The sequence below is a fragment of the Micromonospora sp. WMMD558 genome (genome assembly GCF_049315255.1).
Classification (GTDB): Bacteria; Actinomycetota; Actinomycetes; order Mycobacteriales; family Micromonosporaceae; genus Micromonospora.
The window spans coordinates 5510759-5536244 of sequence record NZ_CP186061.1 but is presented as its reverse complement, the minus strand read 5'-3'; the positions used below and the strand labels follow the sequence as shown (position 1 = coordinate 5536244).

At 74.3% G+C, this 25486-nt stretch carries 26 protein-coding genes; 15 read left to right on the top strand and 11 right to left on the bottom strand.

The features are described 5' to 3' along the window. The first annotated feature begins 48 nt into the window (after positions 1–48). Genes ACN26Y_RS26375 through ACN26Y_RS26340 form a run of 8 tightly spaced genes read left to right on the top strand, consistent with a single transcriptional unit; the run spans position 49 to position 8775 of the window. Positions 49–1755, top strand: coding sequence for an HAD-IIIA family hydrolase (locus ACN26Y_RS26375; RefSeq protein ID WP_422733694.1), 1707 nt, complete (start codon positions 49–51; stop codon positions 1753–1755). Further along, positions 1752–2729 (top strand): glycosyltransferase, encoded by a 978-nt coding sequence (locus tag ACN26Y_RS26370; protein ID WP_155332852.1) that lies wholly within the window; start codon positions 1752–1754, stop codon positions 2727–2729. The genes ACN26Y_RS26375 and ACN26Y_RS26370 overlap by 4 nt, the downstream gene beginning before the upstream one ends. Continuing rightward, on the top strand, positions 2714–3934 hold the full coding sequence (locus ACN26Y_RS26365; protein ID WP_155332851.1) for a glycosyltransferase: 1221 nt from the start codon (positions 2714–2716) through the stop codon (positions 3932–3934). Before ACN26Y_RS26370 ends, ACN26Y_RS26365 begins: the two co-directional genes overlap by 16 nt. Further along, positions 3931–4635: a D-sedoheptulose-7-phosphate isomerase gene (locus ACN26Y_RS26360; RefSeq protein ID WP_155332850.1), complete on the top strand. Its 705-nt coding sequence runs from the start codon at positions 3931–3933 to the stop codon at positions 4633–4635. Before ACN26Y_RS26365 ends, ACN26Y_RS26360 begins: the two co-directional genes overlap by 4 nt. 25 nt (positions 4636–4660) lie before the next feature. Continuing rightward, positions 4661–6175, top strand: a complete 1515-nt coding sequence (locus tag ACN26Y_RS26355; RefSeq protein WP_155332849.1) for a PfkB family carbohydrate kinase — start codon at positions 4661–4663, stop codon at positions 6173–6175. Further along, on the top strand, positions 6172–6858 hold the full coding sequence (locus ACN26Y_RS26350; protein ID WP_155332848.1) for an SDR family oxidoreductase: 687 nt from the start codon (positions 6172–6174) through the stop codon (positions 6856–6858). Before ACN26Y_RS26355 ends, ACN26Y_RS26350 begins: the two co-directional genes overlap by 4 nt. After that, positions 6855–7808 carry a glycosyltransferase family 9 protein gene (locus ACN26Y_RS26345; protein ID WP_155332847.1) on the top strand — a complete coding sequence of 318 codons (954 nt, stop codon included), beginning with the start codon at positions 6855–6857 and terminating at the stop codon, positions 7806–7808. Before ACN26Y_RS26350 ends, ACN26Y_RS26345 begins: the two co-directional genes overlap by 4 nt. Beyond that, on the top strand, positions 7792–8775 hold the full coding sequence (locus ACN26Y_RS26340; RefSeq protein WP_155332846.1) for a DNA topoisomerase IB: 984 nt from the start codon (positions 7792–7794) through the stop codon (positions 8773–8775). The genes ACN26Y_RS26345 and ACN26Y_RS26340 overlap by 17 nt, the downstream gene beginning before the upstream one ends. A gap of 232 nt (positions 8776–9007) precedes the next feature. Here the strand turns inward: ACN26Y_RS26340 and ACN26Y_RS26335 are convergent, their stop codons facing one another. The 4 genes from ACN26Y_RS26335 to ACN26Y_RS26320 are packed head-to-tail and all read right to left on the bottom strand — an operon-like array spanning position 9008 to position 12821. Beyond that, entirely contained in the window at positions 9008–9988 is a 981-nt protein-coding gene (locus ACN26Y_RS26335) for a helix-turn-helix domain-containing protein (RefSeq protein ID WP_422733693.1), read from the bottom strand. Positions 9989–10025: 37 nt separating this feature from the next. Further along, the gene (locus ACN26Y_RS26330; protein ID WP_155332844.1) at positions 10026–11039 is read right to left on the bottom strand and encodes a helix-turn-helix domain-containing protein; all 1014 of its coding nucleotides are present in this window, start codon (positions 11037–11039) and stop codon (positions 10026–10028) included. Between the two features lie 28 nt (positions 11040–11067). Further along, complete coding sequence (locus ACN26Y_RS26325) at positions 11068–12078, bottom strand: helix-turn-helix domain-containing protein (RefSeq protein ID WP_196255696.1); 1011 nt, start codon at positions 12076–12078, stop codon at positions 11068–11070. Next, positions 12075–12821: a TetR/AcrR family transcriptional regulator gene (locus ACN26Y_RS26320; protein ID WP_155332842.1), complete on the bottom strand. Its 747-nt coding sequence runs from the start codon at positions 12819–12821 to the stop codon at positions 12075–12077. Before ACN26Y_RS26320 ends, ACN26Y_RS26325 begins: the two co-directional genes overlap by 4 nt. A 97-nt stretch (positions 12822–12918) precedes the next feature. Here ACN26Y_RS26320 and ACN26Y_RS26315 point away from each other — a divergent pair, with 97 nt between their 5' ends. Both ACN26Y_RS26315 and ACN26Y_RS26310 read left to right on the top strand, forming a co-directional pair. After that, entirely contained in the window at positions 12919–13890 is a 972-nt protein-coding gene (locus tag ACN26Y_RS26315) for an ATP-binding cassette domain-containing protein (RefSeq protein WP_155332841.1), read from the top strand. Then, entirely contained in the window at positions 13883–14647 is a 765-nt protein-coding gene (locus tag ACN26Y_RS26310; protein ID WP_422733692.1) for an ABC transporter permease, read from the top strand. Before ACN26Y_RS26315 ends, ACN26Y_RS26310 begins: the two co-directional genes overlap by 8 nt. A 73-nt stretch (positions 14648–14720) precedes the next feature. On the opposite strand, the gene ACN26Y_RS26305 is transcribed toward ACN26Y_RS26310, so the two are convergent. From ACN26Y_RS26305 to ACN26Y_RS26295, 3 genes are all read right to left on the bottom strand, one after another. Continuing rightward, a complete protein-coding gene (locus ACN26Y_RS26305; RefSeq protein ID WP_155332839.1) occupies positions 14721–15224 on the bottom strand; it encodes a hypothetical protein in 504 nt (167 codons plus the stop codon). Positions 15225–15336: 112 nt separating this feature from the next. Beyond that, positions 15337–16968, bottom strand: a complete 1632-nt coding sequence (locus ACN26Y_RS26300; protein ID WP_366602455.1) for a RecQ family ATP-dependent DNA helicase — start codon at positions 16966–16968, stop codon at positions 15337–15339. 231 nt (positions 16969–17199) lie between these two features. Continuing rightward, the gene (locus ACN26Y_RS26295; protein WP_422733691.1) at positions 17200–17712 is read right to left on the bottom strand and encodes a hypothetical protein; all 513 of its coding nucleotides are present in this window, start codon (positions 17710–17712) and stop codon (positions 17200–17202) included. A 17-nt stretch (positions 17713–17729) separates the two neighbouring features. Here ACN26Y_RS26295 and ACN26Y_RS26290 point away from each other — a divergent pair, with 17 nt between their 5' ends. Beyond that, positions 17730–17897, top strand: a complete 168-nt coding sequence (locus ACN26Y_RS26290; protein WP_422733690.1) for a DUF397 domain-containing protein — start codon at positions 17730–17732, stop codon at positions 17895–17897. 189 nt (positions 17898–18086) lie between these two features. Here the strand turns inward: ACN26Y_RS26290 and ACN26Y_RS26285 are convergent, their stop codons facing one another. Both ACN26Y_RS26285 and ACN26Y_RS26280 read right to left on the bottom strand, forming a co-directional pair. After that, positions 18087–19037, bottom strand: a complete 951-nt coding sequence (locus ACN26Y_RS26285) for a TIGR03557 family F420-dependent LLM class oxidoreductase (RefSeq protein ID WP_422733689.1) — start codon at positions 19035–19037, stop codon at positions 18087–18089. 130 nt (positions 19038–19167) lie between these two features. Continuing rightward, positions 19168–19290, bottom strand: a complete 123-nt coding sequence (locus ACN26Y_RS26280; RefSeq protein WP_366602460.1) for a hypothetical protein — start codon at positions 19288–19290, stop codon at positions 19168–19170. 176 nt (positions 19291–19466) lie between these two features. Between ACN26Y_RS26280 and ACN26Y_RS26275 the strand changes: the two genes are divergently transcribed. After that, the gene (locus ACN26Y_RS26275; RefSeq protein WP_422733688.1) at positions 19467–20960 is read left to right on the top strand and encodes a glycoside hydrolase family 3 protein; all 1494 of its coding nucleotides are present in this window, start codon (positions 19467–19469) and stop codon (positions 20958–20960) included. Between the two features lie 95 nt (positions 20961–21055). Here the strand turns inward: ACN26Y_RS26275 and ACN26Y_RS26270 are convergent, their stop codons facing one another. Together ACN26Y_RS26270 and ACN26Y_RS26265 are read right to left on the bottom strand one after the other, a co-directional pair. After that, positions 21056–21343: a GNAT family N-acetyltransferase gene (locus tag ACN26Y_RS26270; RefSeq protein ID WP_422733687.1), complete on the bottom strand. Its 288-nt coding sequence runs from the start codon at positions 21341–21343 to the stop codon at positions 21056–21058. Further along, positions 21340–22566: a cysteine desulfurase-like protein gene (locus ACN26Y_RS26265; protein ID WP_422733686.1), complete on the bottom strand. Its 1227-nt coding sequence runs from the start codon at positions 22564–22566 to the stop codon at positions 21340–21342. The genes ACN26Y_RS26270 and ACN26Y_RS26265 overlap by 4 nt, the downstream gene beginning before the upstream one ends. A gap of 108 nt (positions 22567–22674) precedes the next feature. Between ACN26Y_RS26265 and ACN26Y_RS26260 the strand changes: the two genes are divergently transcribed. The 3 genes from ACN26Y_RS26260 to ACN26Y_RS26250 all read left to right on the top strand — a co-directional run bounded on the left by ACN26Y_RS26260 (position 22675) and on the right by ACN26Y_RS26250 (position 25197). Continuing rightward, entirely contained in the window at positions 22675–23037 is a 363-nt protein-coding gene (locus ACN26Y_RS26260) for a hypothetical protein (RefSeq protein WP_422733685.1), read from the top strand. Positions 23038–23097: 60 nt separating this feature from the next. Beyond that, the gene (locus ACN26Y_RS26255) at positions 23098–23919 is read left to right on the top strand and encodes a DUF1206 domain-containing protein (RefSeq protein ID WP_422733684.1); all 822 of its coding nucleotides are present in this window, start codon (positions 23098–23100) and stop codon (positions 23917–23919) included. Between the two features lie 81 nt (positions 23920–24000). Next, positions 24001–25197: a mechanosensitive ion channel family protein gene (locus ACN26Y_RS26250; protein ID WP_422733683.1), complete on the top strand. Its 1197-nt coding sequence runs from the start codon at positions 24001–24003 to the stop codon at positions 25195–25197. Positions 25198–25486: the final 289 nt, after the last annotated feature.

Genomic DNA, 25486 nt, shown 5'->3' with positions numbered 1-25486 from the left:
GCCGCGAAGATGATGTTTACTCCCCGGGGCGCCGGGAACCCGCCGGCCGTGCGACAGGTGGAGCCGGATCAGTGCAGGTCAGCCCGGGTCGGTGCCCGTGCTGGCCGGGGTCGCTCCGGTCCGCGTCTGTTCGATGCGGTGTTGCTGGACCGGGACGGGACGTTGGTCGAGGACGTGCCGTACAACGGGGACCCGGAGAAGGTGCGGCCGGTGTCGGGTGCGCGGGCGGCGTTGGACGCGTTGCGGGCGGCGGGTCTGCGGCTGGCGGTGGTGACGAACCAGTCGGGGCTGGCGAAGGGGTTGTTCGACGAGGCGCAGATGCGGGCGGTGCACGCCCGGGTCGAGGAGTTGTTGGGGCCGTTCGACGCGTGGCTGGTGTGTCCGCACGACGACGCTGACGGGTGTGGCTGCCGTAAGCCGGCTGCGGGTCTGGTGCACGCCGCGGCTCGGGAGTTGGGTACGGTGCCGCGGCGGTGTGTGCTGGTCGGTGACATCGGTCGGGACGTGACCGCTGCTCTGGCGGCGGGGGCGCAGGCGGTGCTGGTGCCCACGCCGGTGACCCGCCCCGAGGAGATCGACGCCGCCGGCTGGGTCGCGCCGGATCTCCCCGCCGCGGTCACGGAGATTCTGCGCCGGCAGGCCGCCGTCGTGCCCCGCGAGCCCCGCCGCGCCGGCACGGTGCTGGTCGTGCGGTCCGACTCCGCCGGCGACGTCCTCGTCACCGGACCCGGCATCCGCGCCGTCGCCGCACACGCCGACCGCGTGGTGCTGCTGTGCGGGCCCCGCGGCCGCGCCGCCGCCGACCTGCTACCCGGCGTCGACGCCATCATCGAACACCGCCTGCCCTGGATCGACCCCCACCCCGACCCCGTCGACCCCGACGACATCACCACCCTCACCACCACCCTCGCCGCCGTCGCCGCCGACGAAGCGGTCATCTTCACCAGCTACCACCAGTCACCGCTACCCCTGGCCCTGCTGCTACGCACCATCGGTGTCCACCGGATCTCGGCGATCAGCGACGACTACCCCGGCGCCCTGCTCGACGTGCGCCACCGCGTCCCCACCGGCGTACCCGAACCCGAACGCGCCCTGTCCCTCGCCGCCGCCGCCGGCTACGCCCTGCCCGCCGACGACGAACCCGCCCTCCGGCTGCGGCCGGCGCCGGCGGCGCCGTCGCAGGTCGGCCCGCCGGGCTACGTGGTCCTGCACCCGGGTTCGGCGGCCCAGTCCCGGGGGCTGCCGCCCGAGCTGGCGGCGGGGATCGTCCGGACGCTGACCGCCGCGGGCCACCGGGTGGTGGTGACCGGAGGCGCCGACGAGGCGGAGCTGACCGCGTGGGTGGCCGGGGACGACGCCGTGGACCTCGGTGGCGGGACGGGGCTCGCCGAACTCGCGGCGACCGTTGCCGGTGCCGCCGCCGTGGTGGTGGGCAACACCGGTCCCGCCCACCTCGCCGCCGCCTACGGCGTTCCGGTGGTGAGCCTCTTCGCCCCCACCGTCCCGTTCGGACAGTGGGGGCCGTGGCGGGTGCCGACCGTACGCCTCGGTGACGCCGCCGCCCCCTGCCGGGACACCCGCGCCGCGCGGTGCCCCGTCCCGGGCCATCCCTGCCTGAGCCGGATCACGCCCAGGGAGGTGCTGGACGGGCTGGCGCTGCTGGGCGTGTCCCCGGCGCGGACACCGACGGCGGCGTTGACGCCGGCCGGGGAGGCGGCACCGGAGGTCGCGACGGTCGGCGGGAGCGGCCGATGAACGTCCTCCTCTGGCACGTGCACGGTTCGTGGACCACGTCGTTCGTGCACGGCAAGCACCGGTACCTGGTGCCGGCCACGCCCGACCGCGGCCCGTACGGCCTCGGCCGGGCCCGCACCTACCCCTGGCCGGACACCGCCGTCGAGGTGGCCCCCGACGACCTGCGCACCGCCGAGGTCGACGTCGTGATCCTGCAACGTCCCGAGGAGCTCGACCTGGCCGCCGACTGGCTGGGCCGCCGGCCGGGCCGCGACCTGCCCGCGATCTTCGTCGAGCACAACACCCCGAAGGACGGCGCCGTCCCCGACAGCCGGCACCCGATGGCCGACCGCGACGACCTGCTGATCGCCCACGTCACCGCGTTCAACCAGCTCTTCTGGGACACCGGAAGCACCCGGACGACGGTGGTCGACCACGGCGTCGTGCCACCGGCGGCGGAGTACACCGGCGAGCTGGAGCGGCTCGCCGTGGTCATCAACGAGCCGGTGCGCCGCTGGCGCGTCACCGGCACCGACCTGCTGCCGCGGTTCGCCGAGATCGCCCCGCTGGACGTCTTCGGCATGAAGGTGGCCGGCCTCGCCGACCACCTGGGGCTGCCGGCGGACCGGCTGACCAGCCACGACGACCTGCCCCAGGCCCGGATGCACGCCGAGTTGGGGCGGCGGCGGGCGTACCTGCACCTGTGCCGGTGGACCTCCCTCGGGCTGAGCCTGATCGAGGCGATGACGATCGGCATGCCGGTCGTCGCGCTGGCCACCACGGAGGCGGTGATGGCGGTGCCAGCCGAAGCCGGAGCCCTCTCCACCCGGGTCGACGACCTGCTCGACGCCACTCGACGGCTCATGGCGGACCCGGCGCTGGCGCGCCGGGCGGGCGCCGCGGGCCGCGCGGCCGCGCGGGAGCGGTACGGGCTCGAGCGTTTCCTCGCCGACTGGGACCGGCTGCTGGAGGAGGAAGTATGCGCATCGCGATGATCTCGGAGCACGCGAGCCCGCTCGCCGTCCTCGGCGGCGAGGACGCCGGCGGCCAGAACACGCATGTCGCCGAACTCTCCGCCGCTCTCGCGGCCGCCGGGCACGACGTGCGGGTCTACACCCGCCGGGACGCCGTCGACCTGCCGGTCACCGTCCGCGGTCCGGACGGGTACGAGGTGGTGCACGTCCCCGCCGGCCCGGCCGAGCCGGTCGCCAAGGACGCGCTGCTGCCGCACATGAGGGAGTTCAGCGGGTGGCTGGTCGACCGCTGGCGCGGCGGCGACTGGGTGCCGGAGGTGATCCACGCGCACTTCTGGATGAGCGGACTCGCCGCGCTGGCCGCCGGCCGGCAGATCGGCGTGCCCGTCGTGCAGACGTACCACGCCCTCGGGGTGGTGAAGCGGCGCCACCAGGGGGTGCAGGACACCAGCCCGGCCCGCCGGATCGGCTACGAGCGGGAACTGGGCCGCTCGGTGGACCGGGTCATCGCCCAGTGCCAGGACGAGGTGGGGGAACTGGTCCGGATGGGAGTGCCCCGGTCCCGGATGACCGTCGTCCCGTCCGGGGTCAACCTCGGCACGTTCGCCCCGCTCGGCCCGGCCGCCGAACGGGAGGACGGCCGCGCGCGGATCCTCACCGTCGGCCGGCTGGTCGAGCGGAAGGGCTTCCAGACCGTCATCCGGGCGATGGCGCACGTGCCGGACGCGGAGTGCGTCGTGGTCGGCGGGCCGCCGGCCGGCCTGCTGGAGAGCGACCCGTACGCCCGCCGGCTCCGGGCCCTGGCGCACACCTGCGGCGTGGCCGACCGGGTGAAGCTGGTCGGCGCGGTGCCCCGGGAGGAGATGGGCCGCTGGTACCGGTCCGCCGACGTCCTGGTCGCCGCCCCCTGGTACGAGCCGTTCGGGCTGACCCCGCTGGAGGCCATGGCGTGCGGCGTACCGGTGGTCGGGACGGCGGTGGGCGGGATCAAGGACACGGTGGTCGACGGGGTCACCGGCGACCTGGTGCCGGCGCGCGACCCGCGCGCTCTCGGCACCGCCGTCCAGCGGTTGCTGGACGACCGGATCCGCCGGTTCGCGTACGCGACCGCCGCACGGGAGCGGGCCCGGGAACGGTACTCGTGGGCGGCCACGGCGGAACGGCTGGCGGAGGTCTACGGCGAGGTGGCCGCCGTCGGGCGGGCCAGCCGGGTGGTGGCCGGATGACGGGGCGGTCGCCGCTCGACGTCCACCTGGCGAACCTGGCCGCGGCGCTGCTGCCGTACCGGCGGTGCGAGGCCCTGCTGGCGCGGTGGGGCGAGACGCTCGCCCGCCGGCTCGTGGACGGCGGGCGGCTGCTGGTGGCGGGCAACGGTGGCAGCGCGGCCGAGGCGCAACACCTCACCGCCGAACTCGTCGGCAAACTCCGCGACGACCGCCAACCCCTGTCCGCCATCGCCCTGCACGCCGAGACCAGCGCCGTCACCGCCATCGGCAACGACTACGGCTACGACGAGGTCTTCGCCCGCCAGGTCCGCGCCCACGGCCGCGACGGCGACATCCTCCTGCTCATGTCCACCAGCGGCGCCAGCCCCAACCTCCTGCACGCCGCCCACGCCGCCCACGACACCGGCCTGCGCTGCTGGGCCTTCACCGGCCCGATCCCGAACCCCCTCGCCGACCTCTGCGACGAGACGCTCGCCGTCGACTCCCCGGACGGTCAGGTGGTGCAGGAACTGCACCTGGTCTCCAGCCACGTGCTCTGCGAGTACGTCGAGCGGGCGCTGCCGGCGGCGCTCGCCGCGCCGGCCGGGACGCGGGCGGAGGCGTCGGCCGGCGAGACCGACCCACCGGCCGGGGTGCCGGCGGCGCCGGCGGCCGGCCCGGTGCGGGCCGGGGTCGAGGTGGTGCTGGACGGCGGGCCGTAGGTCCAGGCGCGATGAGGGGGGAAGCGTGAGGGGACCGGTGGTGGTGGTCGGTGACACCCTGCTCGACCGGGACGTGGAAGGGGTGGTGAACCGCCTCTGCCCGGACTCGCCCGTGCCGGTGCTGGACGAGACCGCGTACGCCGACCGGCCGGGCGGCGCCGGCCTGGCCGCGTCGCTCGCGGCGGGGGCGCCGGACACCGAGGTGGTCCTGGTGACCGCCCTCGCCGACGACGCCGGTGGCGCCCGGCTCAGCTCGCTGCTCACCGCGGCCGGCGTCCAGGTGTACGCGCTCGGCCTGGCCGGTGGCACGCCGGAGAAGATCCGACTGCGGGCCCGGGGCCGGGTCCTGCTGCGTCACGACCGGGGCGGCGCTCCCGGGGAGCCCGGTGCGCCGTCCGACGCGGTGCTACGGGTGCTCGCGAACGCCTCGGCGGTGCTGGTGAGCGACTACGGCCGGGGGGTGGCCCGGCAGCCGGCGCTGCGGGCGGCGCTGGCCGCGACGCGGGCCCCCGTGGTCTGGGACCCCCACCCCCGCGGGCCGGCGGCGGTGCCCGGGATCCACCTGGTCACGCCGAACGAGTCCGAGGTCCGCGAGTTGGCCAAGGTGCGGCCCGGCGTGACGCGCCTGGTCACGGCCTCGCGCGGCGCGCAGGGCCTGCGGCGCCGCTGGCGGGCGGGTGCGGTGGCCGTGACGCTGGGCGGCGACGGCGCGTTGCTCTGCCACGCCGGGTCGACGCCGCTCGTGGTGCCCGCGCCGATGACGGCCGACGGGGACACCTGCGGGGCCGGCGACCGGTTCGCGGCCACGGCCACCCTCGCTCTGGCCCGGGGCGCGCTGGTGTCCGAGGCGGTGCAGGAGGCGGTGGCGGAGGCGTCGGCGTACGTCGCGGACGGGGGAGTGGCGTCGGTCCTGCCCCCGCCGGCCCGACTCCTGCCACCCACCGGGTCCGGCGTCGCGGGCGAGCGCATCGGTGTGGTGGCGGCCTCCGCGGTGGTGTCCGAGGTACGCGCGGCCGGCGGCACGGTCGTGGCCACCGGCGGCTGCTTCGATCTCCTGCACGCGGGTCACGTGGCGACGTTGCAGGCCGCCCGGCAACTCGGTGACTGCCTGGTGGTGTGCCTGAACTCCGACGCGAGCGTGGCCGCGCTCAAGGGACCCGAGCGGCCGGTGATGTCCCAGGGCGACCGCAGCCGCCTGCTGGCCGCGCTGAGCTGCGTCGACGCGGTCGTGGTCTTCGACGAGCGGACGCCGCACGCGGCGCTGACCTGGCTCCGGCCGGACGTCTGGGTCAAGGGTGGTGACTACGCCACCGGTGGCGGCGAGCCGGCGTTGCCGGAGGCGGAACTCCTGCGCCGCTGGGGCGGCCACACCGTCGTGGTGCCGTACCTGGACGGGCGCTCGACCACCGAGATGATCGCCGCCGCGCGGGAGCGGACCCCCGGTGCCTCCCGCCTCAGCGACACGGTGCCGGCCGCGGACCGCCTGGGCCGCCCGTCGCCGGGCACGGCGGTGTCCCGCCCGGCGGAGGGGACGCGATGAACACCGGATCCACCGTCCTGGTCACCGGCGGGTCGAGCGGGCTGGGCGCGGCTGTCGTCGTCGCCGTCGCCCGGGCCGGCGGGCGCCCGGTGGTGCTCGACCGGCAGGCCCCGGCCGACGGGGTGCCGTGGGTGGAGTGCGACCTGGCCGACACCCGGGCCGCCGAGGCGGCGACGCGGCAGCTCGCCGAACGCGCCGGTGGGCTGGACGCCGTCGTGACGGCCGCCGGGATGGACGTGCCCGGCCGCCTGGCGGACGTGCCGGGGGAGACCTGGGATCGGATCGTGGCGGTGGACCTGCTCGCGACCGCCGCCGTGATCCGGGCGGCGCTGCCCTTCCTGGAGGCGTCCCGGGGCCGGATCGTCACGGTCGCGTCGACGCTGGGGGTGAAGGCGGTCAGTGACGCCACGGCGTACTGCGCGGCGAAGTTCGGGGTGGTCGGGTTCACCCGCGCCCTGGCCGCGGAGCTGGCCGGCACGGTGGGGGTGACCCTGCTGATCCCGGGTGGCATGCGCACGGCGTTCTTCGACCAGCGGGACGAGCGGTACAAGCCGGGGCCGGAGGCGATCCTCAACGATCCCGCCGACACCGCCGCGGCGGTGCTGTTCGCCCTGTCCCAGCCCGCCGGCTGCGCCGTGCGCGAGATGGTGGTCTGCGCCGAGCAGGAGTCGTCGTACCCGTGATCCTCGTCCTGCGCGCCCTGGGCGTCGGTGACCTCGCCACCGCCGTCCCGGCGCTGCGCGCCCTGCGCCGCGCCCACCCCGACCGGGAACTCGCCCTGGCCGCCCCGGCCTGGCTGGCCCCGCTGGTGAAGCTGATCGGGGGCGTCGACCGCCACGTCGACGCCCCCGGCCTCGGCCCGCTGCCCTGGACCGGCCCCGCCCCCGACCTCGCGGTCAACCTGCACGGGCGCGGCCCCCAGTCGCACCACATGCTCACCGCGACCCGACCCGGCCGGCTGCTCGCCTTCGCCAACCCCGACGCCGGCCACCACGACGGCCCGCCCTGGCGGGCCGACGAGCACGAGGTCGACCGGTGGTGCCGGCTGCTCGCCTGGTACGGCATCCCCACCGACCGCACCGACCTGGCCCTGACCCGGCCACCGCCCGGGACGCTGCCCACCGGGGTGAGCGTGGTGCACCCGGGCTCGAAGATCCCCGCGAAGCGCTGGCCGGCGGAGCGGTTCGCCGCCGTCGCCCGCCACCTCACCGCCACCGGCCACCGGGTCGTCGTCACCGGCAACGCCGCCGAGGCGCCTCTCGCCCGAAAGGTCGCGCGTCTCGCCGGGCTCCCGGAGCGCGCGGTCCTCGCCGGCCGTACCGACCTGCACCACCTCGCCGCCCTCGTCGCCCACGCCCGACTCCTCGTCAGCGGCGACACCGGCATCGCCCACCTCGCCACCGCCTACCACACCCCGTCGGTCCTCCTCTTCGGCCCCGTCCCACCCGCCCAGTGGGGCCCACCACCCGACCGGACCTGCCACCGGGTGCTGTGGGCCGACGGACACGATTGGCCCAGGTGGGACGGGGTAGGAAGCCACCCGACGTTGGCGGCTGTCGGGGTGGGCGACGTGCTGGCCGCCGTGGCCGAGGTGGAACAGGCGGTGCGGACTACCGGTGCGGTTGCGGCGTAGTGATCCGGGCAGGCCGGGGTACGGACGCCGCCGGCGGGGCGAGGGCTGGGTGTTCCTCGACCCGGCGGGCGAGCAGGTCCGTGATCTGGAGCAGGTGGCGCGGCTGCGGGACCTGGTGATTCCGCCGGCCTGGCAGGACGTGTGGATCTCGCCGTACCCGAACGGGCACATCCAGGCCACCGGCATCGACGCCGCCGGCCGCAAGCAGTACCTCTACCACCCGGAGTGGCGGCGCAAGCGCGACGAGGCGAAGTTCGACCACATCCTGGAGGTCGCCCACCGGCTGCCGACGCTCCGCGAGCGCATCGCGAACGACCTCGACGGCCGGGGACTGAACCGGAACCGGGTCCTCGCCACCGTGGCCCGGCTGCTCGACATGGGGATGTTCCGGGTCGGCAACGACCAGTACGCCTCCGGGGACGACCCCACCTTCGGCGTGTCGACCCTGCGCCCGGAGCACGCCCGCTCCCGCCGGGGCTGCGTGGTCTTCGAGTTCCCGGCCAAGGGCGGCATCGAGCAGGTCCGCCGGATCGAGGATCCGGAGTTGTGCCGGGTGCTGACCAACCTGCGTCGCCGTCGCCGCGCCGCCGACCGGCTCTTCGGGTACTGGGACGGCCGGGACTGGCGGGACGTGCGCAGCGACGAGGTCAACGAGTACCTGCGGGACGCCAGCGGCGGCGAGATGACGGCGAAGGACTTTCGTACCTGGCACGCCACCGTGCTGGCGGCCACCGAACTGGCCACCGTGGGCCGGCAGCGGTCGGTCACCGCGCGCCGCAGGGCGGTCGCCGCCGTCATGCGGGAGGTGGCGGAACTGCTCGGCAACACGCCGACGGTGGCACGCACGTCCTACGTGGACCCGCGCGTGGTGGACCTCTACCACGACGGTGTGGTGGCGCCGGTCGATCCGAGGACACCCCGCGAGGAGGCCGAGCGGGCCGTTCTGGAACTGCTGGAGGAAGCCTGACCGGCTCCGCCGGTGGCACCTGGGGATGCCAGCGGCGGAACCGGAATCGGGAGGTGGCTCGGGGTACCGCCGGGCGACCGCCCGCCGCCGTTCGGGCGGCGGGCGCCCCGCCACGGCCCCCGTTCGGCGGGCTGCCCGCGCCGGCATGGCGTCCGGAGGGGGCGGCCGCTTCGGCTTCCCAGTCTGCCCCGGACGGGTTGACCGTGGACGCCGCGCGGTTGACGATCCGTGCCTAGTCCCGGCTGGCTTGTCGCCAGGACTGCGGCGTGATCCCGTACGCTGCCCGGAACATCCGACTGAAGTGGGCCTTGTCGGGAAAACCCCAGCGTGCCGCGATGGTCTGGATGGGCTGGGCACGCAGCGCCGCGTCGGCGAGGTCGTGCCGGCACCGCTCCAACCGCAGGCCACGGATGTACGAGGCGACGGTCGTCTCCTCGGCCTCGAAGAGCCGGTGCAGCGAGCGCAGCGAGATGTGGTGGGCGTCCGCGATGGTCTGCGGGTGCAGCGTGGCGTCGTCCAGGTGCTGCTGGACGTACGCCCGCACCTGCGTGACGAGTGCCCGTCGGCGTACCTCCGAGGGGATCGCGTGCTCCGACACCAGGTGCCGGCCGAGCAGGGTGGTGGCCAGGTCCAGACCGATCGTGCCGAGTCGGGCGGCGTCCGCCGCGTGGTACTGCTCGGGATGGGTGGCGACCTGGGTGAGGAACTGGGCCAGCAGGGCACCCACCCCGGTCCTGCCGGACATTCCGCCGCCGAACAGGGGAGCCAGCCGCTGCGGTGGCAGCGGGAGCGCGGTGTGCGGGATGAGCGCGGCGATGGAGCTTGCCGGCTCCCGGCCGGCGTCGTCGCCGTGGTGGTGCACCTCGTGCGGGCGGGAGCCGTCGTAGAAGGTGAAATCGCCGGCTCGGCCGGTGCTGCACCGGTCGTCCTGTGTCGCGCTGGTGCTGCCCGCGGTGTTCAGGGCGAGCAGGTGGACCTCGGGGTCGGACTGCCGGACGAGTTTCGGGGTGCGGAAGCAGTCCAGCGACGGGTACTGGTAGCGGACCACCTGGATCGGGCCGAGGTCGATGAACTCGGCCCGGGCGGTGAAGTCGTGGGCGTGCGCGGTGTCAATCCGCAGGGGCGCCGCCGTGCGTGCCACCATCTCCAGCCACATCCCGAACCGGTCCGCTGCGGCGACCTGTTCGGTGTCCACGATCACCGGCGTCAGCATCGTCCCTCCCCGTGTCGGCGCCGACCATTGTGTCCGGTCAGTGGGTGGTGTGCCGCCCCGTGGCGGGCACACCGTGCCGGGCCCGGTACGCCCGCGGGCTCATCCCGTACGCGGTCCGGAAGGCGCGACTGAAGTGGGCCGGGTCGGTGAAGCCCCACCGGCGGGCGATCTGGGCCACCGGAAGGTGTCCCAGCAGTGGGGCCAGCAGGTCCCGCCGGCATCCGTCGAGCCGGCGTCGCCGGATCGACTCCGCGACCGTCTCGTCCTCGCCCTCGAAGAGCCGGTGCAGGGAACGCAGGGAGAGGTGGTGGGCGTCGGCGACCATCTGCGGATCCAGGGCCGGGTCGTGCAGGTGGCGGTCGAGGAAGCTCCGGACCTGTGCCAGCAGAGCCTGGCGCCGGACGTCCGCGGGAAGGCCGCCCTCGGCGTCGAGGTGACGGGCGAGCAGCATCGACACCAGGCTGAGCGTGATCTCGGCGAGCTGCGGCGCGTCGGCGGCGGTGAACTGCTCGGGATGCCGGGTGACGTGGTGCAGGTGCTGGGCCAGCAGCGCACCGGGGCCCGTCGTGCCGGGGAGCCGGGCGGCGGTGAGCCGGTCCACCCGGTCGGGATCGAGCGGGAGCCGGGCGCGGGGGATGACGACCGTGACGGACCCGGCCGGCTCCCGCCCGTCGGGCCCCAGGGTGTGGGACAGGTCGTGGGGCCGCCCCCAGTCGACGAGTGTGAAGTCGCGGTTGGGGATGGCGGAGTCGCAGCGGCGCGCGCTGATCGTGCAGGTGCCGGCGAACGGCAGCGCGATCTGGTAGACCTCCGGGTCGCCCTGCCGGATGAGTCTCGGCGTGCGTCGCCCGACCAGCGACTGGTACCGGAAGCGGGTGACCGCGATGTCGCCGAGGCTGATCAGCCGGGCGTGACCGTGGAAGTCGAGCGCGTGGTCGCTGGTGAAGGCCACCGGGGCGGACACCTCGCCCGCCATCGCCACCCAGAGTGGGAACCGGTCCGCCGGCGGTACCCGCGTGGTGTCCATCGTCTCGACCGGCAGCGCCGTCATCACTGATCCCCTCTCCACCTCGGTCGGGTCATTCTGTCCGGCCTCCCGTCGGGGGCTCGGCGTGCCGTTCCCGGTACGCCGCCGGGCTCATGCCGTACGCGCTGCGGAAGGCGCGGCTGAAGTGGGCCGGATCCGTGAACCCCCACCGACGGGCGATCTGTTGCACCCGCAGGTGCCGCTGGACGGGTTCGAGCAGGTCCTTCCGGCAGCGTTCGAGCCGACGACGGCGGATCGACTGCGCCACGGTCTCCTCCTCACCTTCGAAGAGCCGGTGCAGGGTGCGCAGGGAGATGTGGTGCGCCTCGGCCACGGCGCGCGGCGTGAGGTCGGGATCGCCGAGATGCCGGTCCATGAAGGCGTGGATCCGGGCGAACGTCGCCTGCTGCCGTACGTCGACCGGGAGTTGATCCTCCGCGTCGAGGTGGTGCGCGAGCAGCATGGCCACCAGGCTGAGGGTCACCTCGGCCAGCCGGGGCGCGTCCGCGTCGCGGAACTGCTCGGGGTGACGCGTCAGGTGGTTGAGGTGCTGCGCCAGCAGCGCGCCGGGTCCCTCGGTGCCGGACATCCGGGACGCGACGAGCCGGTCGGCCCGGTCGGCAGGTACCGGTAGCAGCGCCCGGGGGAACACGGCGGTGATCGACGATGCCTGCTCCCGCCCGTCCCTGGCGCTGTCGTGCATCAACCGGTGCGGCCGGCTCCAGTCGACGAGGGTGAGGTCCGAGCGGGTCATCGAGGTCTCCCGCCGGCGGGCGCTGATGGCGCTCGCGCCGCTCAGCACCATGGCGACCTGGAAGACCTCCGGATCGGCCTGACGGATGAGTCGGGGGGTGCGCTGCGCGCTCAGCGACTGGTAGCGCAGCCGGCTGAGCTTGACGGTGCCCAGGTCGACGCTTCGGGAGACAGCGCGGAAATCGGTGACGTGTGCGCTGTCGAGGTCCACCCGCGCGGCGGTCCGTTCGGCGATGTCCAGAAAGTACGGCCAACGGTCCGCGGGTGGCACGGCGGTGGTGTCCAGGATTTCGGTGCGCAGGGCGGTCATCGGCGGCTCCGGATCAGGGCGTCCACGCCGTCGAGGATCCGGTTCAGGCCGAACTCCCACTCCGCGTCGAACTCCTCGTCCTCCTCCTGGGCCCATTCGGTGAGCAGTTCCCGGACCGCCGGGAAGGTGCCGGTCCGGGTGAGCAGTTCGAGGTGCTGCCAGTAACGCGTGTTGGCCTCGTCGGGGCCGACCCCGGACCGGGCGGCCGCCTCGGCGAGGTCGACGGTGAGCGTGGCCCAGGTGCGCGCGTACCCGCTGACCAGCAGGACGGTCGACAGGCGCTCGGTCGGGCGCAGGCCGGTGCCGCGGAGCGTGCCGAGGCCCTGCTCCATCCAGTGGACCTGGTTGGGGCGGATCGGCGGGCCGCTGATCGGTACGTGACGCAGCCAGGGGTGGCGGCGGATGGCCGCGACGTTCGCCTCGGCCCACCGGGCGAGCGCGGGCCGCCACCCCTCGTCGGACCCGCGTGGTGGCGGTGGTTCGCCGTACGCCGCGTCGACCATCAGGTCGACCAGGTCGTTCTTGGTCGACACGTACCGGTACAGCGACATCGTGGCGACGCCCAGCTCGCCGGCGACCCGGCTCATCGAGACGGCGGCCAAGCCGTCGGTCTCGGCGACCCGGACGGCGGCGGCCACCACCCGCTCCAGGGTCAGGCTGCGCCGGGGGCCCTTGCCGGGTCGCTCCTGGAGCCCCCAGGCGGCCGCCACGCTGTCGGGCAGGTCGACGTCCGGCTCGCTCATCCTCGCCTCTCGTTCGCTGTTGACCGCCATCCTAGCTTCTGCGTATGGTCTACGCAGTAAAGCGTATGCCATACACAGAACACGGAGGGTGGCAGCCATGGGGGAGTGGACGGGACCGGCGGTGGAAGCCGTCGGCCTGCGGAAGTCCTTCGGGGCGGTGACGGTGCTCGACGGGCTGACCCTGCGAATGGCCCGGGGGAGCGTGCACGCCCTGCTCGGTCCGAACGGCGCGGGGAAGACGACCACCGTGCGGATCCTGGCGACACTGACCGCGCCGGACGGGGGCAGCGTCCGGGTGGACGGGCACGACGTCGTCCGCGAGCGGCGGCGCGTACGCCGGGTGATCAGCCTGGCCGGCCAGCACGCCGCCCTCGACGACGGGCAGACCGGCATGGAGAACCTGGAGATGATGGCGCGCCTCACCAGGCTGCCCCGCGCCGCCGCCCGGCGCCGCGCGACCGCGCTGCTGGAGCGTTTCGACCTGACGGCGGCCGGCGGCCGGCGCGTGGCCACCTACTCCGGCGGGATGCGCCGCCGGCTCGACCTCGCCGCCAGCCTGGTCGGTGAGCCGTCGGTGATCTTCCTGGACGAACCGACCACCGGGCTCGACCCGCGCAGCCGGCAGGCCCTGTGGGAGGTCGTCGGGGAGCTGGCCGCGGGCGGCGTCACCGTGCTGCTCACCACGCAGTACCTGGAGGAGGCCGACCGGCTCGCCGACCGGGTCGCGGTCCTGCACGGGGGGCGGCTGGCGGCCGAGGGGACCGCCGCGGACCTGAAGCGGCGCTTCGGCGCCCACCGGCTGGAGCTCACGATGCGCGACGACGACCGCTTCGCCGCGGCCGTCCGCCGGCTCGGTGACCGGGTGGCCCACGCCGACGGCGCCCGGCGTGAGCTGGCCGTCCCGACCGACGGCAGCGCGCCCCAGGTGCGCGGGCTGCTCGACGAGGTCGACCCCGACCGGCAGGGGGTCGCCCGGTTCCACCTGCGTACGGCAACCCTCGACGACGTCTTCCTCACCCTGACCGGGCAGCCGGCGCCCGCCGACGCGCGGGAGGTGGCCGGTGTCTGAGCTGACCGCCCGACCGGCCGAGCTGTCCGTCCTGGTGGGACGCTGCGTACGGCTGTCCCGTCGCAACGTCGACGCGCTGCTCACGTCGCTGCTGCTGCCGGTGATCCTGATGCTGCTCTTCGTCTACCTCTTCGGGGGCGCGATCGACACCGGTGGCGCGTACGTCACGTACGTCGTCCCCGGCGTGCTGCTGCTGTGCGCCGGGTTCGGTGCGGCGGGCACGGCGGTCAGCGTCACCACCGACCTGACCAACGGGGTGGTCGAGCGGCTCCGCACGATGGACGTCGCGGCCACCGCGATCGTCGGCGGCCACGTCGCGGCGAGCGTCGCCCGCAACATGGTCTCCACCGTGCTGGTGCTGGGTGTCGCCGTGGCGATCGGGTTCCGCCCGGCGGCCGACCCGCTGCGCTGGCTCGCCGCGGCCGGGGTGCTGCTGCTGTTCCTGCTCGCCGTGTCGTGGCTGTCCGCCGCGTTCGGCCTGCTCGCCCGTACCCCCGAGGCGGCCAGCGGCTTCACCTTCCTGGTGATGTTCCTGCCGTACCCCAGCAGCGCGTTCGTGCCGGTGGAGACCATGCCGGCCTGGCTGCGCGGGTTCGCCGACCACCAGCCGGTGACCCCGGTCATCGAGACGCTGCGCGCGCTGCTGCTGGCCACCCCCGCGGGCGCGGCGCCGGCCCGAGCGGTGGCCTGGTGCCTCGGCATCCTGCTGGCGTCGATGGTGCTCGCCGCGCTGCTGTTCCGCCGCCGGGTCGCCTGACCGGCCGGCAGCCGACACGAAACGACGGCGGCGGTGGTCCTCGCCGGGACCACCGCCGCCGCCGTCGATCCCGTCAGTCGTTGAGGACCTGGGCGAGCCGGTCCCGGAACCGGCGCTCGGTGTCGCTCACCACGTCCCCGCCGAGGCCCAGGATGCCGCCGCTGGACGCCGCGCCGACGACCTGCTCGGCGATCTCGACCAGCCAGTGCTTGTACGCCCCGGCCTCGCCCTCGTCCACCTTGGCGGCGAGCAGCGCCGCCGCCTCCTTCGCCCGGCCCAGCACGTCCTCCATGAGCGCCCGCGGGTCCGCCGGCTCGATCACCGGCAGTTCCGCGCCGGCCTCCGGATCGCCCACCCGGGATACCACCTCGCCGGCGACCGCGGCGACCAGCGGGCTGGCCGACTCGCGACCGGCGGAGATGGTGTCCATGCCGGCCGCGTTCTCCGCCATCGTGCGCCGGGCGCCGTCGGACTCCGCGGCGCTCGCCGCCGTCAGCACCGACTGCGGCAGGCCGACCAGCAGCCCCCACTCCCCGTCGGTGAAACCGAACCCGGTGTACGCCGGCTGCTCGATCACGGCACCGCTCCTTCTCGCTCGTGCTCCGCCACGGCCGCCCGCGCCGCGGCGTCTCCGACCGCCGCGCTGCGTCGCGGCGTCCGGCCGCCCCGCCGAGGGCGACCGCCTCAGGCTAGTCCAGCGTCAACAGGCCCTGTTCGGACACCACGCTGACGGACAGCGTCTTGTACCCCACCTCGTCGAAGAGAACCGTCATGCGGTCGTCCTCGTAGCTCAGCACCAGGCCGGGCCCCCACTCGGGATGCCGGACCTGGCTGTGCACCGGGAACGGGCCGACCGCGCCGTTGTCCGCCGTGCTGGTGCCGGCGTGGCAGTTGTCGCAGTGCCCGCAGACCGCGGTCATCTGCTCGCCGAAGTACGCGAGCAGGGTCTGGCCGCGGCAGGCGGTGGTCTCGGCGAAGGCGCGCATCATGTCGGTACGCGAACGCGTCACCGTCTGCTGCCGTTCCGCCTCCGCGAGGGCCGCCGCGGCGGCCGCCACGGGTGTCGGTGAGTAGCGCGGCGCGCCGACTCGCTGCCGGCCCCCGGGCTCGGCCGCGCCCACCTGCTCCAGCAGCGCGAGGTACTGCCCGAGCTTGCGCGGGCCCAGGCCGGTCAGCTCCCGCAGCTCCTTCCTGGTGCAGGGTCTGCGGCGCAGCAGCGCGGACAGGTCCCGCAGCTCGTTCTCGTCCGGCAGGCCGCCGGTGAAGTAGCGTTGCAGCCCGACGTCCTCCGCCTGCCACAGCAGCAGCACCCGGGCCGGCTGGCCGTCGCGCCCGGCGCGCCCGATCTCCTGGAAGTAGCTGTCCGGCGAGTCGGGCAGCGCCATGTGCACCACCCAGGCGATGTTGGGCTTGTCGATGCCCATGCCGAACGCCGAGGTGGCGACCATGATGGGCACCCGGTCGGCGAGGAAGGCCTCGTGCAGCTCGGCGCGGGCGCCGGCCGCCATGCCGCCGTGGTAGTACTGCGCCGGGAACCCGGCGTCGGTCAGCCGCCCGGCCAGCTCCTCCGCCGCCCGCCGGGTGGGGACGTAGATGATGCCGGGCCGCTCGTCGTCGCGCAGCAACGCGATCAACCGCCGCCAGCGGTAGTCCTCGGTCGGGCAGTGGGCCACCTCGAGGAACAGGTTGGGCCGGTCCAGGCCGGAGACGACGATCTCGGGGTCCCGCAACCGCAGCCGGGCGACGATGTCGTCGCGGACCGGCGGGGAGGCGGTGGCCGTCAACGCGACCACCGGCGGTCTCCCGATCCCCTCGACGAGGTGACCCAGGGCCAGGTAGTCGGGGCGGAAGTCGTGGCCCCACGCGGAGATGCAGTGCGCCTCGTCGATCGCCACCAGCGCCGGCTTCAGCGACCGCACCTCGGCCATCCGGTCCGGGTTCGCGAGCTGCTCCGGCGTGATGAAGAGGAACTCGGCCCGTCCGGCCCGGATCTCCTCGATCGCCTCGGCCTGCTGGGCCGGCGACTCGTCGGAGCTGATCCGGACCGCCCGCAGCTCGGGCCGCTGCCGCTCGTTCAGCGCGGCGATCTGGTCCTGCTGCAGGGCCAGCAGCGGGGAGATCACCACCGTGGGACCGGGAATCAGGCTGGCCGGGATCTGGTAGATCGCCGACTTGCCGGCGCCGGTGGGGAGCACCACCAGCGCGTCACGGCGTTTCATCACCGCCCGCATCGCGGCGAGCTGGTGGGGCCGCAGCGCGGTCCAGCCGAAGAGGCTCTTCGCGGCGCGGCGCAAGGTCATCGAGTGCGTGGACAGCTTCATCGAGGGCCGGAGGTACCCCGGCTGATCAGCGGCGAAACCGCGGCCGGGCTGAAGGGGTCATGCCCCACCGGCCGGCACACGACAGAGCCCCGGCTCTCCCTCACTTGCGAGGCGAGCGGCCGGGGCTCCATCGTCGTTGCAGCGGTCAGTACGTCGGCTGTCCCGAGCCGGGGCAGGTGCCTCGGCTACCCATCGCCTGGTGCGGCGGGCACGGCTTGCCGGGGGAGACGCCTACTCGGGCACCGCAGACTGAGCACTGACTACCGGGGGCCATGTGCGGACTCCTTCGGGGAATCGGTAATCGGGATGCGGGTCCTCGGTCGGGTCGCCGGTCGGGCCGGTTGCGGCAGTCACGCGAAGGTAGAGCGTGCTTCCGTCTTGGCAGGTGATCCGCAAAGCAGCCGGCGTCAGGTGAACATCGGGAAAGCCGCACGGCTCCCAGCTCCTGAAGATCGGCGGACGGGCGACGTCGAGGAGTTGCACGGTGAACATGAGCAGCCGAGCGGCCCGCTGTGCTGGCGGCGGCATCTCGGCGGGAAGCGGCACGGGTGCCGGCGCCGGGCGGGGTGCGTCGGCAGCCCAGAGCATCGCGGCGGAGCCGGATTGGTAGATCACCTTCACGCCGGACGGCGACTGTCCGCCCGGGCGGGTGTCCGTGCCATAGCGCGTAACGTCCGTGATGTCGGGGTGCTCGCTGGCGCGGATCAGTGCCGCCATGGCGTCAAGGGCTTCGGTCACCTGCATGTCGTCTCCGTTGTCGCATGTCCGGGCAGGTCAGGGGCGGGCTAAGTCTAGGCGGGGGTCGGCGGTGCTCTCGTCTGGCGCGCCTCCGGGACACGAAGGACCGCGAGGGGGCGACGCTGACCTTCAGGCCCGCAGCCTGGCAGAGTTTCGTCAACCTGGCCAAGGAGATCGGCACCGTTGGTTGATCCGAGCGCAGGCAGCCCCGGTCACCCGTGATGGGTGCCGGGCTCCTTTGTGTCGAGCTACGCCGCTAGTCGCCGGCCGCCCCATGCGGCGAGATCCTGCCGCACGGTGACGGCAGCGTTGCTCTGCTTCCCGCGCGGTTCGGGCAGCTCGCCGACGCGGCGCTGAAGCCGCTTCTCTCCGCCACCCCGTCAGCGGACCCGGGGGAGCACCTCGCGTTGGTAGAGGTCGAACAGGCCCTGCCAGTTCGGGCCCACGTTGGCGACGTAGACCTCGTCGAAGCCGGCCTTCGCGTACTCCTCGATCTTCGCCACGTGGGCGTCGGCGTCCCTGCCGCAGACGAACGCGGAGGTCATCGTCTCCTGCGGCACCATGCTCGCGGCCTGCTCGAAGTGGCGCGGGGAGGTGAGCACCTGGGACAGCTCACCGGGTACGCCCGCGTTCGGCCAACGCTGGTACGCGATCCGCGCGCCCTCGTCCTCGCTGTCCGCGTACGCCGCCTTGAAGCCGGCCTGGACCGGCTTGTCGCCGCCCCCGGTGGAGCGGAACCGCCGCACCAGCTCGGCGTCGGGTGCGGTGTTGATGTAGCCGTCACCGATGCGGGCGGCGAGGTCGACCGACTTCGGGCCGAAACCGGAGACGTAGACCTTCGGGGGCGTCTCGGGCAGCGTGTAGACGCGGGCGTGTTCGACGGTGTAGTGCCGGCCGCGGTGGTTGACGAAGTCGCCCTTCCACAGCTCGCGCAGCACCGCGACGGCCTCCTCCAGCATCTCCAGCCGGGTGTCGGTGTGCGGCCACGGGTCGCCGAGGATGTGCTCGTTGAGCGCCTCGCCGCTGCCGACGCCGAGCACGAAGCGCCCCTCGTGCAGCACCGCGCTGGTAGCGGCCGCCTGCGCCACCACGGCCGGGTGGATGCGGACGGTGGGGCAGGTGACCGCGGTGGTGACCGGCAGTCGGCACACCTGGCTGAGCGCCCCGATGACCGACCAGACGAAAGGGCTCTGCCCCTGCGCGTCGGTCCACGGGTGGTAGTGGTCGGAGATCCACAGCGCCTCGAAGCCGGCGCGCTCGGCGCCGCGTGCCTGCGCCAGCAGGTCGGCCGGCGTGAACTCCTCGCTGGACAGGAAGTAGCCGATCCTCATCGTCGCCCCCTCGCCGGAAACCGTGGACGGGTCGTACCCCGGGGATCGCCGCGGGAACCCGCCGGGCCGCACGGGCTTCGGCGACGCGTCGTCGTGCGCGCCGGTCGCCGCGGGGGCGGCGTCGCGGGTCTCAGCGGCGGAACATCGCGCGGATCGCGGCGAGCAGCAGCAGGCCGCCCACCACCACGCCGAGCAGGCGTACGCCGGGGACGTCGGCCGGGTTCGTCGCCTCGGCCAGCAGCACAGGGTCCATCCCCGCACTGTCGCCGCCAGATGTCGGGACGGCAACTGTAAGGTTTATTGACTATTTGGTCGCGCGGTGTGAGCATGGCAGCACCGCCGCCGGTCGCGGGGGTGCCGGGCCGTGCAGAGACGGGGGGACGACCACCGCATGAGCGATCTGAACGAGGAGCAGGCCGGAGTGGGAGCGTGACCATGCCCGAGGGGAATCTCGCGTCCCTGGCCGCCGCCGTCCTCCAGCCCGGCTTCGTCGGCACCACGCCGCCACCCTGGGTCTGCCGCTGGCTCGCCGAGGGGCTCGGCTCGGTGGTCCTCTTCGCCCGCAACGTCGTCGATCCCGAGCAGGTCGCCGGGCTGACCGCGACCCTGCGCGCCGAGCGCCCGGACGTCGTCGTCGCCATCGACGAGGAGGCCGGCGACGTGACCCGGATCGAATCCGGCCGGGGCAGCTCGCGGCCGGGCAACTTCGCCCTCGGCGCGGTGGACGACCCGGCCCTGACCGAGGAGGTCGCCCACGACCTCGGCGCGGAACTCGCCGCCCTCGGCGTCACCCTGAACTACGCGCCGGACGCCGACGTCAACTCGAACCCGGACAACCCGGTTATCGGCGTCCGCTCGTTCGGCGCCGATCCGGCCCTGGTCGCCCGGCACACCGCCGCCTGGGTACGCGGGCTCCAGTCCGGTGGCGTGGCCGCGTGCGCCAAGCACTTCCCCGGGCACGGCGACACCCGGGTCGACTCCCACCACGACCTGCCCCGGATCACCGGTGACCGGCTGCGGCTGAACGCCGTGGAACTCGCCCCCTTCCGCGCGGCGGTGACCGCCGGGGTCCAGGCGGTGATGACCGGGCACCTGCTCGTACCGGCGCTGGACCCGGAGCTGCCGGCCACCCTCAGCGGCCGGATCCTGACCGGGCTCCTGCGCGACGAGTTCGGGTTCTCCGGCGTGATCGTCACCGACGCGGTGGAGATGCGGGCCGTCGCCGACCGGTACGGCTTCGCCGGTGCGGCGGTGCGCGCCCTGGCCGCCGGCGCCGACGCGATCTGCGTCGGCGGCGAACGGGCCGACGAGGAGTCGGCGCGGCACCTTCGGGACGCCATCGTGGCCGCCGTCGTCTCCGGGGAACTGCCGGAGGAACGACTCACCGAGGCCGCGAAGCGGGTCGGCCAGCTCTCCGCCTGGACCGTCGCCGCTCGCGCCGACCGGCCCGTCCGGCTGCCGGGCGACAGCTCCGGCGTCGGGCTCGCCGCCGCGCGCCGAGCCGTACGGGTCACCACGGCCCGCGGCGGGATCGGCCTGCTGCCGCTGGCCGGCCCGGCGCACGTGGTCGAGTTCGAGCCGCCGCCCAACATCGCGATCGGCCCGGACACCCCGTGGGGTGTCGCCGCCCCGCTCGCCGACCTGGTGCCGGGCACCACCGCCGTCCGGTACGCCGAGGCCGACGTGCCCCGGGACCCGACGGCCGGCGCCGCCGACCGCCGCGTCGTCCTGGTGGTGCGTGACCTGCACCGGCACCGGTGGATGCGGGCGGCCGTCGACCGCGCGTTGGCGGCCCGGCCCGACGCGGTCGTCGTCGAGCTGGGCGTGCCGGAGCTGGTCGCCGGGCGGGTGCACCTCGCCACCCACGGCGCCACCCGTGCCGCGGGCGTCGCCGCCGCCGAGATCCTCACCGGCGTCGCCTGAGGACGGCGGATCGGCGTTCCCCTGAGGGCGCGGGCCGGTGCCGCCCGAGCGGTACGCGGGCCGGCGCGGCCGGACATCTGACGGCGGGTGCGGCGTCAGGTCCGGTCGGTCACCAGGTCGGCGTACTCGGGGTGGCGCTTGATGAAGGCCGCCACGAAGGGGCACTGGGGCACGATCTTCGTGCCGCGCTCGCGCAGCTGGTCGAGGGTGCCCCGGACCAGCGCCGCGCCGACGCCCATGTTCTGGTACCTCTCGTCCACCTCGGTGTGCGTGAAGATCAGGTACCCGTCCCGCGGCAGGTAGGCGGTGAAGCCCGCGAGGGCGTCGTCGACCAGGATCTCGAAGCGGTGCTTGGCGGGATTGTCCTCGACCAGAGTGCTCACCCGGCCATTCTGCCTCCGGTGCCGGCCAGGACGTCCAGTTCGGCGAGCAACCGGTCCACCTCGGCGGCCGTGTTGTAGTGGTAGATGCTGGCCCGGACCGCCCCGCCGCTGTCCCGCAGCCCCAGCGTCCGGAAGTACTCGTAGGCGTAGTAGTCGCCGGAGGAGAGGCAGAGCCCGGCCGCGCCCAGCGCCTCCTGCGTCGCCGCCGGGGACAGGTTCGCCAGCTGGAACGACACCGTCGGGCAGCGCCGGGCGGGGGAGCCGAGCACGGTCACCCCGGGCAGCGCGGCGAGGCCGTCGAGCAGCCGCGCCAGCAGCGCCTCCTCGTACGCCTGGGCGGCGGCGAGGCTGGTCCGCAGCCGTGCCCGCCGGCTCCCGGTCGCCGCCGGGTCCAGCCCGGCCAGGTGGTCGACGGCGGCGGCCACGCCCGCCAGCAGCGGGAAGCTCGGCGTGCCGTACTCGAACCGGTCGGGCACCGCGTCCGAGGAGGGGCGCAGCTTCGCCGGGCGCAGCCGCTCCCAGCGCGCCGGATCGGCGACCATGGCCGCCAGGTGCGGCCCGGACCACTTGTAGGCGCTGGTCACCAGGAAGTCCGCGCCGAGCGTGGCGACGTCGGTCGGCCCGTGGGGGACCGCGTGCACGCCGTCCACGCAGACCAGTGCGCCGGCCGCGTGGGCGGTCTTGGCGATCGCCGCCACGTCGGGGACCGTGCCGATCGCGTTGCTGCCGGCCGTCACCGCGACCAGCCGGGTCCGCTCGCCGACCAGGTCGGCGTACTGGCCGGCGGGAAGCTCGCCGGTGCGCCCGTCGAACTCGGCCCAGCGCACGGTCGCGCCGGCGGCCTCGGCGGCCTGGATCCACGGCCGGACGTTGGCGTCGTGGTCGAGCCGGGAGACCACCACCTCGTCACCGGGCCGCCAGGACGCGCCGAGCGTCCGGGCCAGCGTGTACGTCAGCGCGGTCGCGCTCGGCCCCAGCACGACACCCTCCGGGACCGCGCCGACCAGGTCCGCCACCGCCGTCCGGGCCGCGTCGACCAGATCCAGCGACCGGCGGCCGGGCAGGTTGGCGGCGCTGCGGTTGCCGATCGCGGTCCGCATCGCCTCGGCGACCGCCTCGATCACCGGTCCGGCGGTCTGGGTGCCGCCGGCCCCGTCGAGGTGGACGTGGCCCTCGGCCAGGGCGGGGTACGCGGCCCGGGTGCGGGCGATGTCGAACGGCATGACCGGGACCCTAGTGCGGTGGCCGGTGACGTTGCCAGTTCCGGGACACCGCACCGGCTCCCGCTGTCGATCATGGCCGGGTCGCGGGCATCTCGTACTCTTGGCGCCGTGACGAACCGACGCATGTTCCCCCTGCCCCCCGCCCGCCGGGCCGCCGGCCTGCTCGCCGGTCTGGCCCTCGGCGTGGCCGTGCTGGCCGGTTGCAGCTCCGAGGGTGCCTCCACCGACTGCTCGCTGGCCGGCTCCTGCACCGTCACCTTCGACCGGGGTGTCGACGCCTCCGCCAGCATCCTCGGCGTCGAGGCCAAGCTGATCGGCGCCGAGGACGACCAGGTGACCGTCGAGGTCGCCGGCGAGCAGGTGACGCTGACGACCGGCCAGCAGGCCGCCCAGGTCGGCGACTTCTCGGTGACCCTCGACAGCGTGACCGACCAGGAGATCAAGATCCAGGTGGCGGCCAACGGCGGCTGAGCCCGGGCGGCGGCGGTGGCGCCACGTTTGGAAATCTTCGCGTCCGGAGATTGAGGCGCCATGTCTCTCACCCGGAACGCCGAAGCCACCGCCGCCCGCACCGCGAACAGCCGGTGGTTGGAACTCCTCGCCCGGGCCGGCTTCATCGGCTACGGGGTCGTGCACCTTCTCTTCGCCTGGTTGGCACTGCAGATCGCGTTCGGGAACCCCGCCGCCGACGGCGACCAGTCCGGCGCGCTGCGGACCCTCGCCGCCCAGCCCCTCGGCAGGGTTCTCGTCGTCACGATCGCGATCGGCCTCGCGGCGATGGCGATCTGGCAGGCCCTCGAGGCCGCCGTCGGCCACCGCGTCGAGCGGGGCCGGGAGCGGGTCTGGGAACGCCTCGCCTCCCTCGGCCGCACCCTCGTCTACCTCTACTTCGCCTGGACCGCGTTCAAGGTCTTCAGGGACGCCGGCTCCAACAGCGCGGACCAGCAGGAGGCGCTCACCGGCCGGGCCATGGAGTCCGCCGGCGGTCGCTGGCTGGTCGGCCTGGCCGGCGTCGTGCTCGCCGCGATCGGCGTCGGCCTGGTGATCTACGGGCTGGTGAAGCGCTTCGAGAAGCATCTGAAGACGGGCGAGATGAGCCCGAAGACCCGCCAACTCGCCCGCCGGCTCGGCATCGCCGGCTACGTCGCCAAGGGCGTCGCGTACGGGATCACCGGCCTGCTGGTCGTCGTCGCCGCCGTCAACTACGACCCGGAGAAGGCCCGCGGCCTCGACGCCGCGCTGCGGACGCTGCGCGAGCAGGCGTACGGGCAGGTGCTGCTCACCGTGGTCGCCCTCGGCATCGCGGCGTTCGGCGTCTTCTGCTTCCTCCAGTCCCGCTACCGGAAGGTCTAACTGGTCGATTCCGCTGTCGACCGGCACCATTGGGGTTTTGCCCCGATGCGCTCGGCGTCCGGTTGAGGAGAGGAACCACCTGTGCAGAGCTACCTCGGGACGATCGTCGCCGTGTTCGCCGCGGCGGCGATCGCCCTGTTCGTGGTGGAGGTCGTCCACCGACTGATCCGGCGGCTCGGCCGGCGGTCGCTGCTGATGACGGAGCTGACCCAGCACGCGCACCGTTCGTTCCAGGTCGCGGCCACCGCTCTCGCCGTCCACTTCGCCGTCCGGTTCACCACCGGGTACGCGGTCGGCAGCGGCTGGCGGCAGGTCCTGCTCCACCTGCTGGTTCTCGCCGTTATCGCCACCACCGCCTGGCTGGTCGCCGCGCTCCTGGTGGTGGCGGAGGACACGGCGCTCGCCCGGTTCCGGGTCGATGTGCCCGACAACCGGCACGCCCGGCGCGTACGCACCCAGGTGGTCATGCTCCGCCGGCTGACCATCGCGGTGATCGTGGTGCTGACCCTCGGCGTGATGCTGATGACCTTCCCGGCCGTCCGGGGCATCGGCGCCGGTGTGCTGACCAGCGCCGGTGTGGTCGGTGTGGTGGCCGCGCTGGCCGCGCAGAGCCTGCTCGGCAACGTGTTCGCCGGCCTCCAGCTCGCGTTCAGCGACGCCGTACGCCTCGACGACGTCGTCGTGGTCGAGGGGGAGTGGGGCCGGATCGAGGAGCTGACCCTCAGCTACGTGGTGGTGCAGATCTGGGACGACCGGCGGCTGATCCTGCCGACGTCGTACTTCACCAGCACGCCGTTCCAGAACTGGACCCGCACCGAGGCGGCGGTGCTCGGCACCGCCGAGTTCGACGTGGACTGGTCGGTACCGGTGCAGGCGATGCGGGAGGAACTGCGCCGCCTGGTGGAGAAGAGCGAGCTGTGGGACGGCCGGGTCTGCGTACTCCAGGTCACCGACGCGACCGGCGGCATGGTCAAGGTTCGGGCGCTGGTCAGCGCGGCGGGCGCCGGGAGCCTGTGGGACCTGCGTTGCCTGGTCCGCGAGCACCTGGTCGCCTGGGTCCGGGACCAGCGTCCGACCGCCATGCCGCGGATGCGCGCGGAGGTCGGCGACGCCGACAGCAACCTGGCGTGGCAGTGGGTCCAGCCCCGCCGCCCGGCCCACCGCCTCGCCGACGGCGACGTGCCCGACGACGCCCGCGTCTTCGGCGGCAGCGACGACGGTGACGCCCGCAGCGAGGCCTTCGTCGGCCCGGACGAACCGGTGGACGCCCGCCGCTGACCCGACCCCGTTCCGCCCGAAATCGTCCGACCGCCCCAGAGGCCGGGAAGCTCGTTCGTGTCGGCATCCCGACCCCATCGGCGTCGATCATGCGCGTCCTGCCTTGACGAACCAGTGCACAATCCGCAACGAGGCGCTGGATGTGCACGATCGCGGCCAGGAGTAGGCGGGTGTCGCGTGACCTCGCGTCGAGGCGGACGTTGGGCGGACAGGGAAGCACGAAGGTTTGGGTCCCGCATTTCCGGGGACGTGCTGCCCGACACCCCGCGCCTTGCAGCAGGTCGCGGGG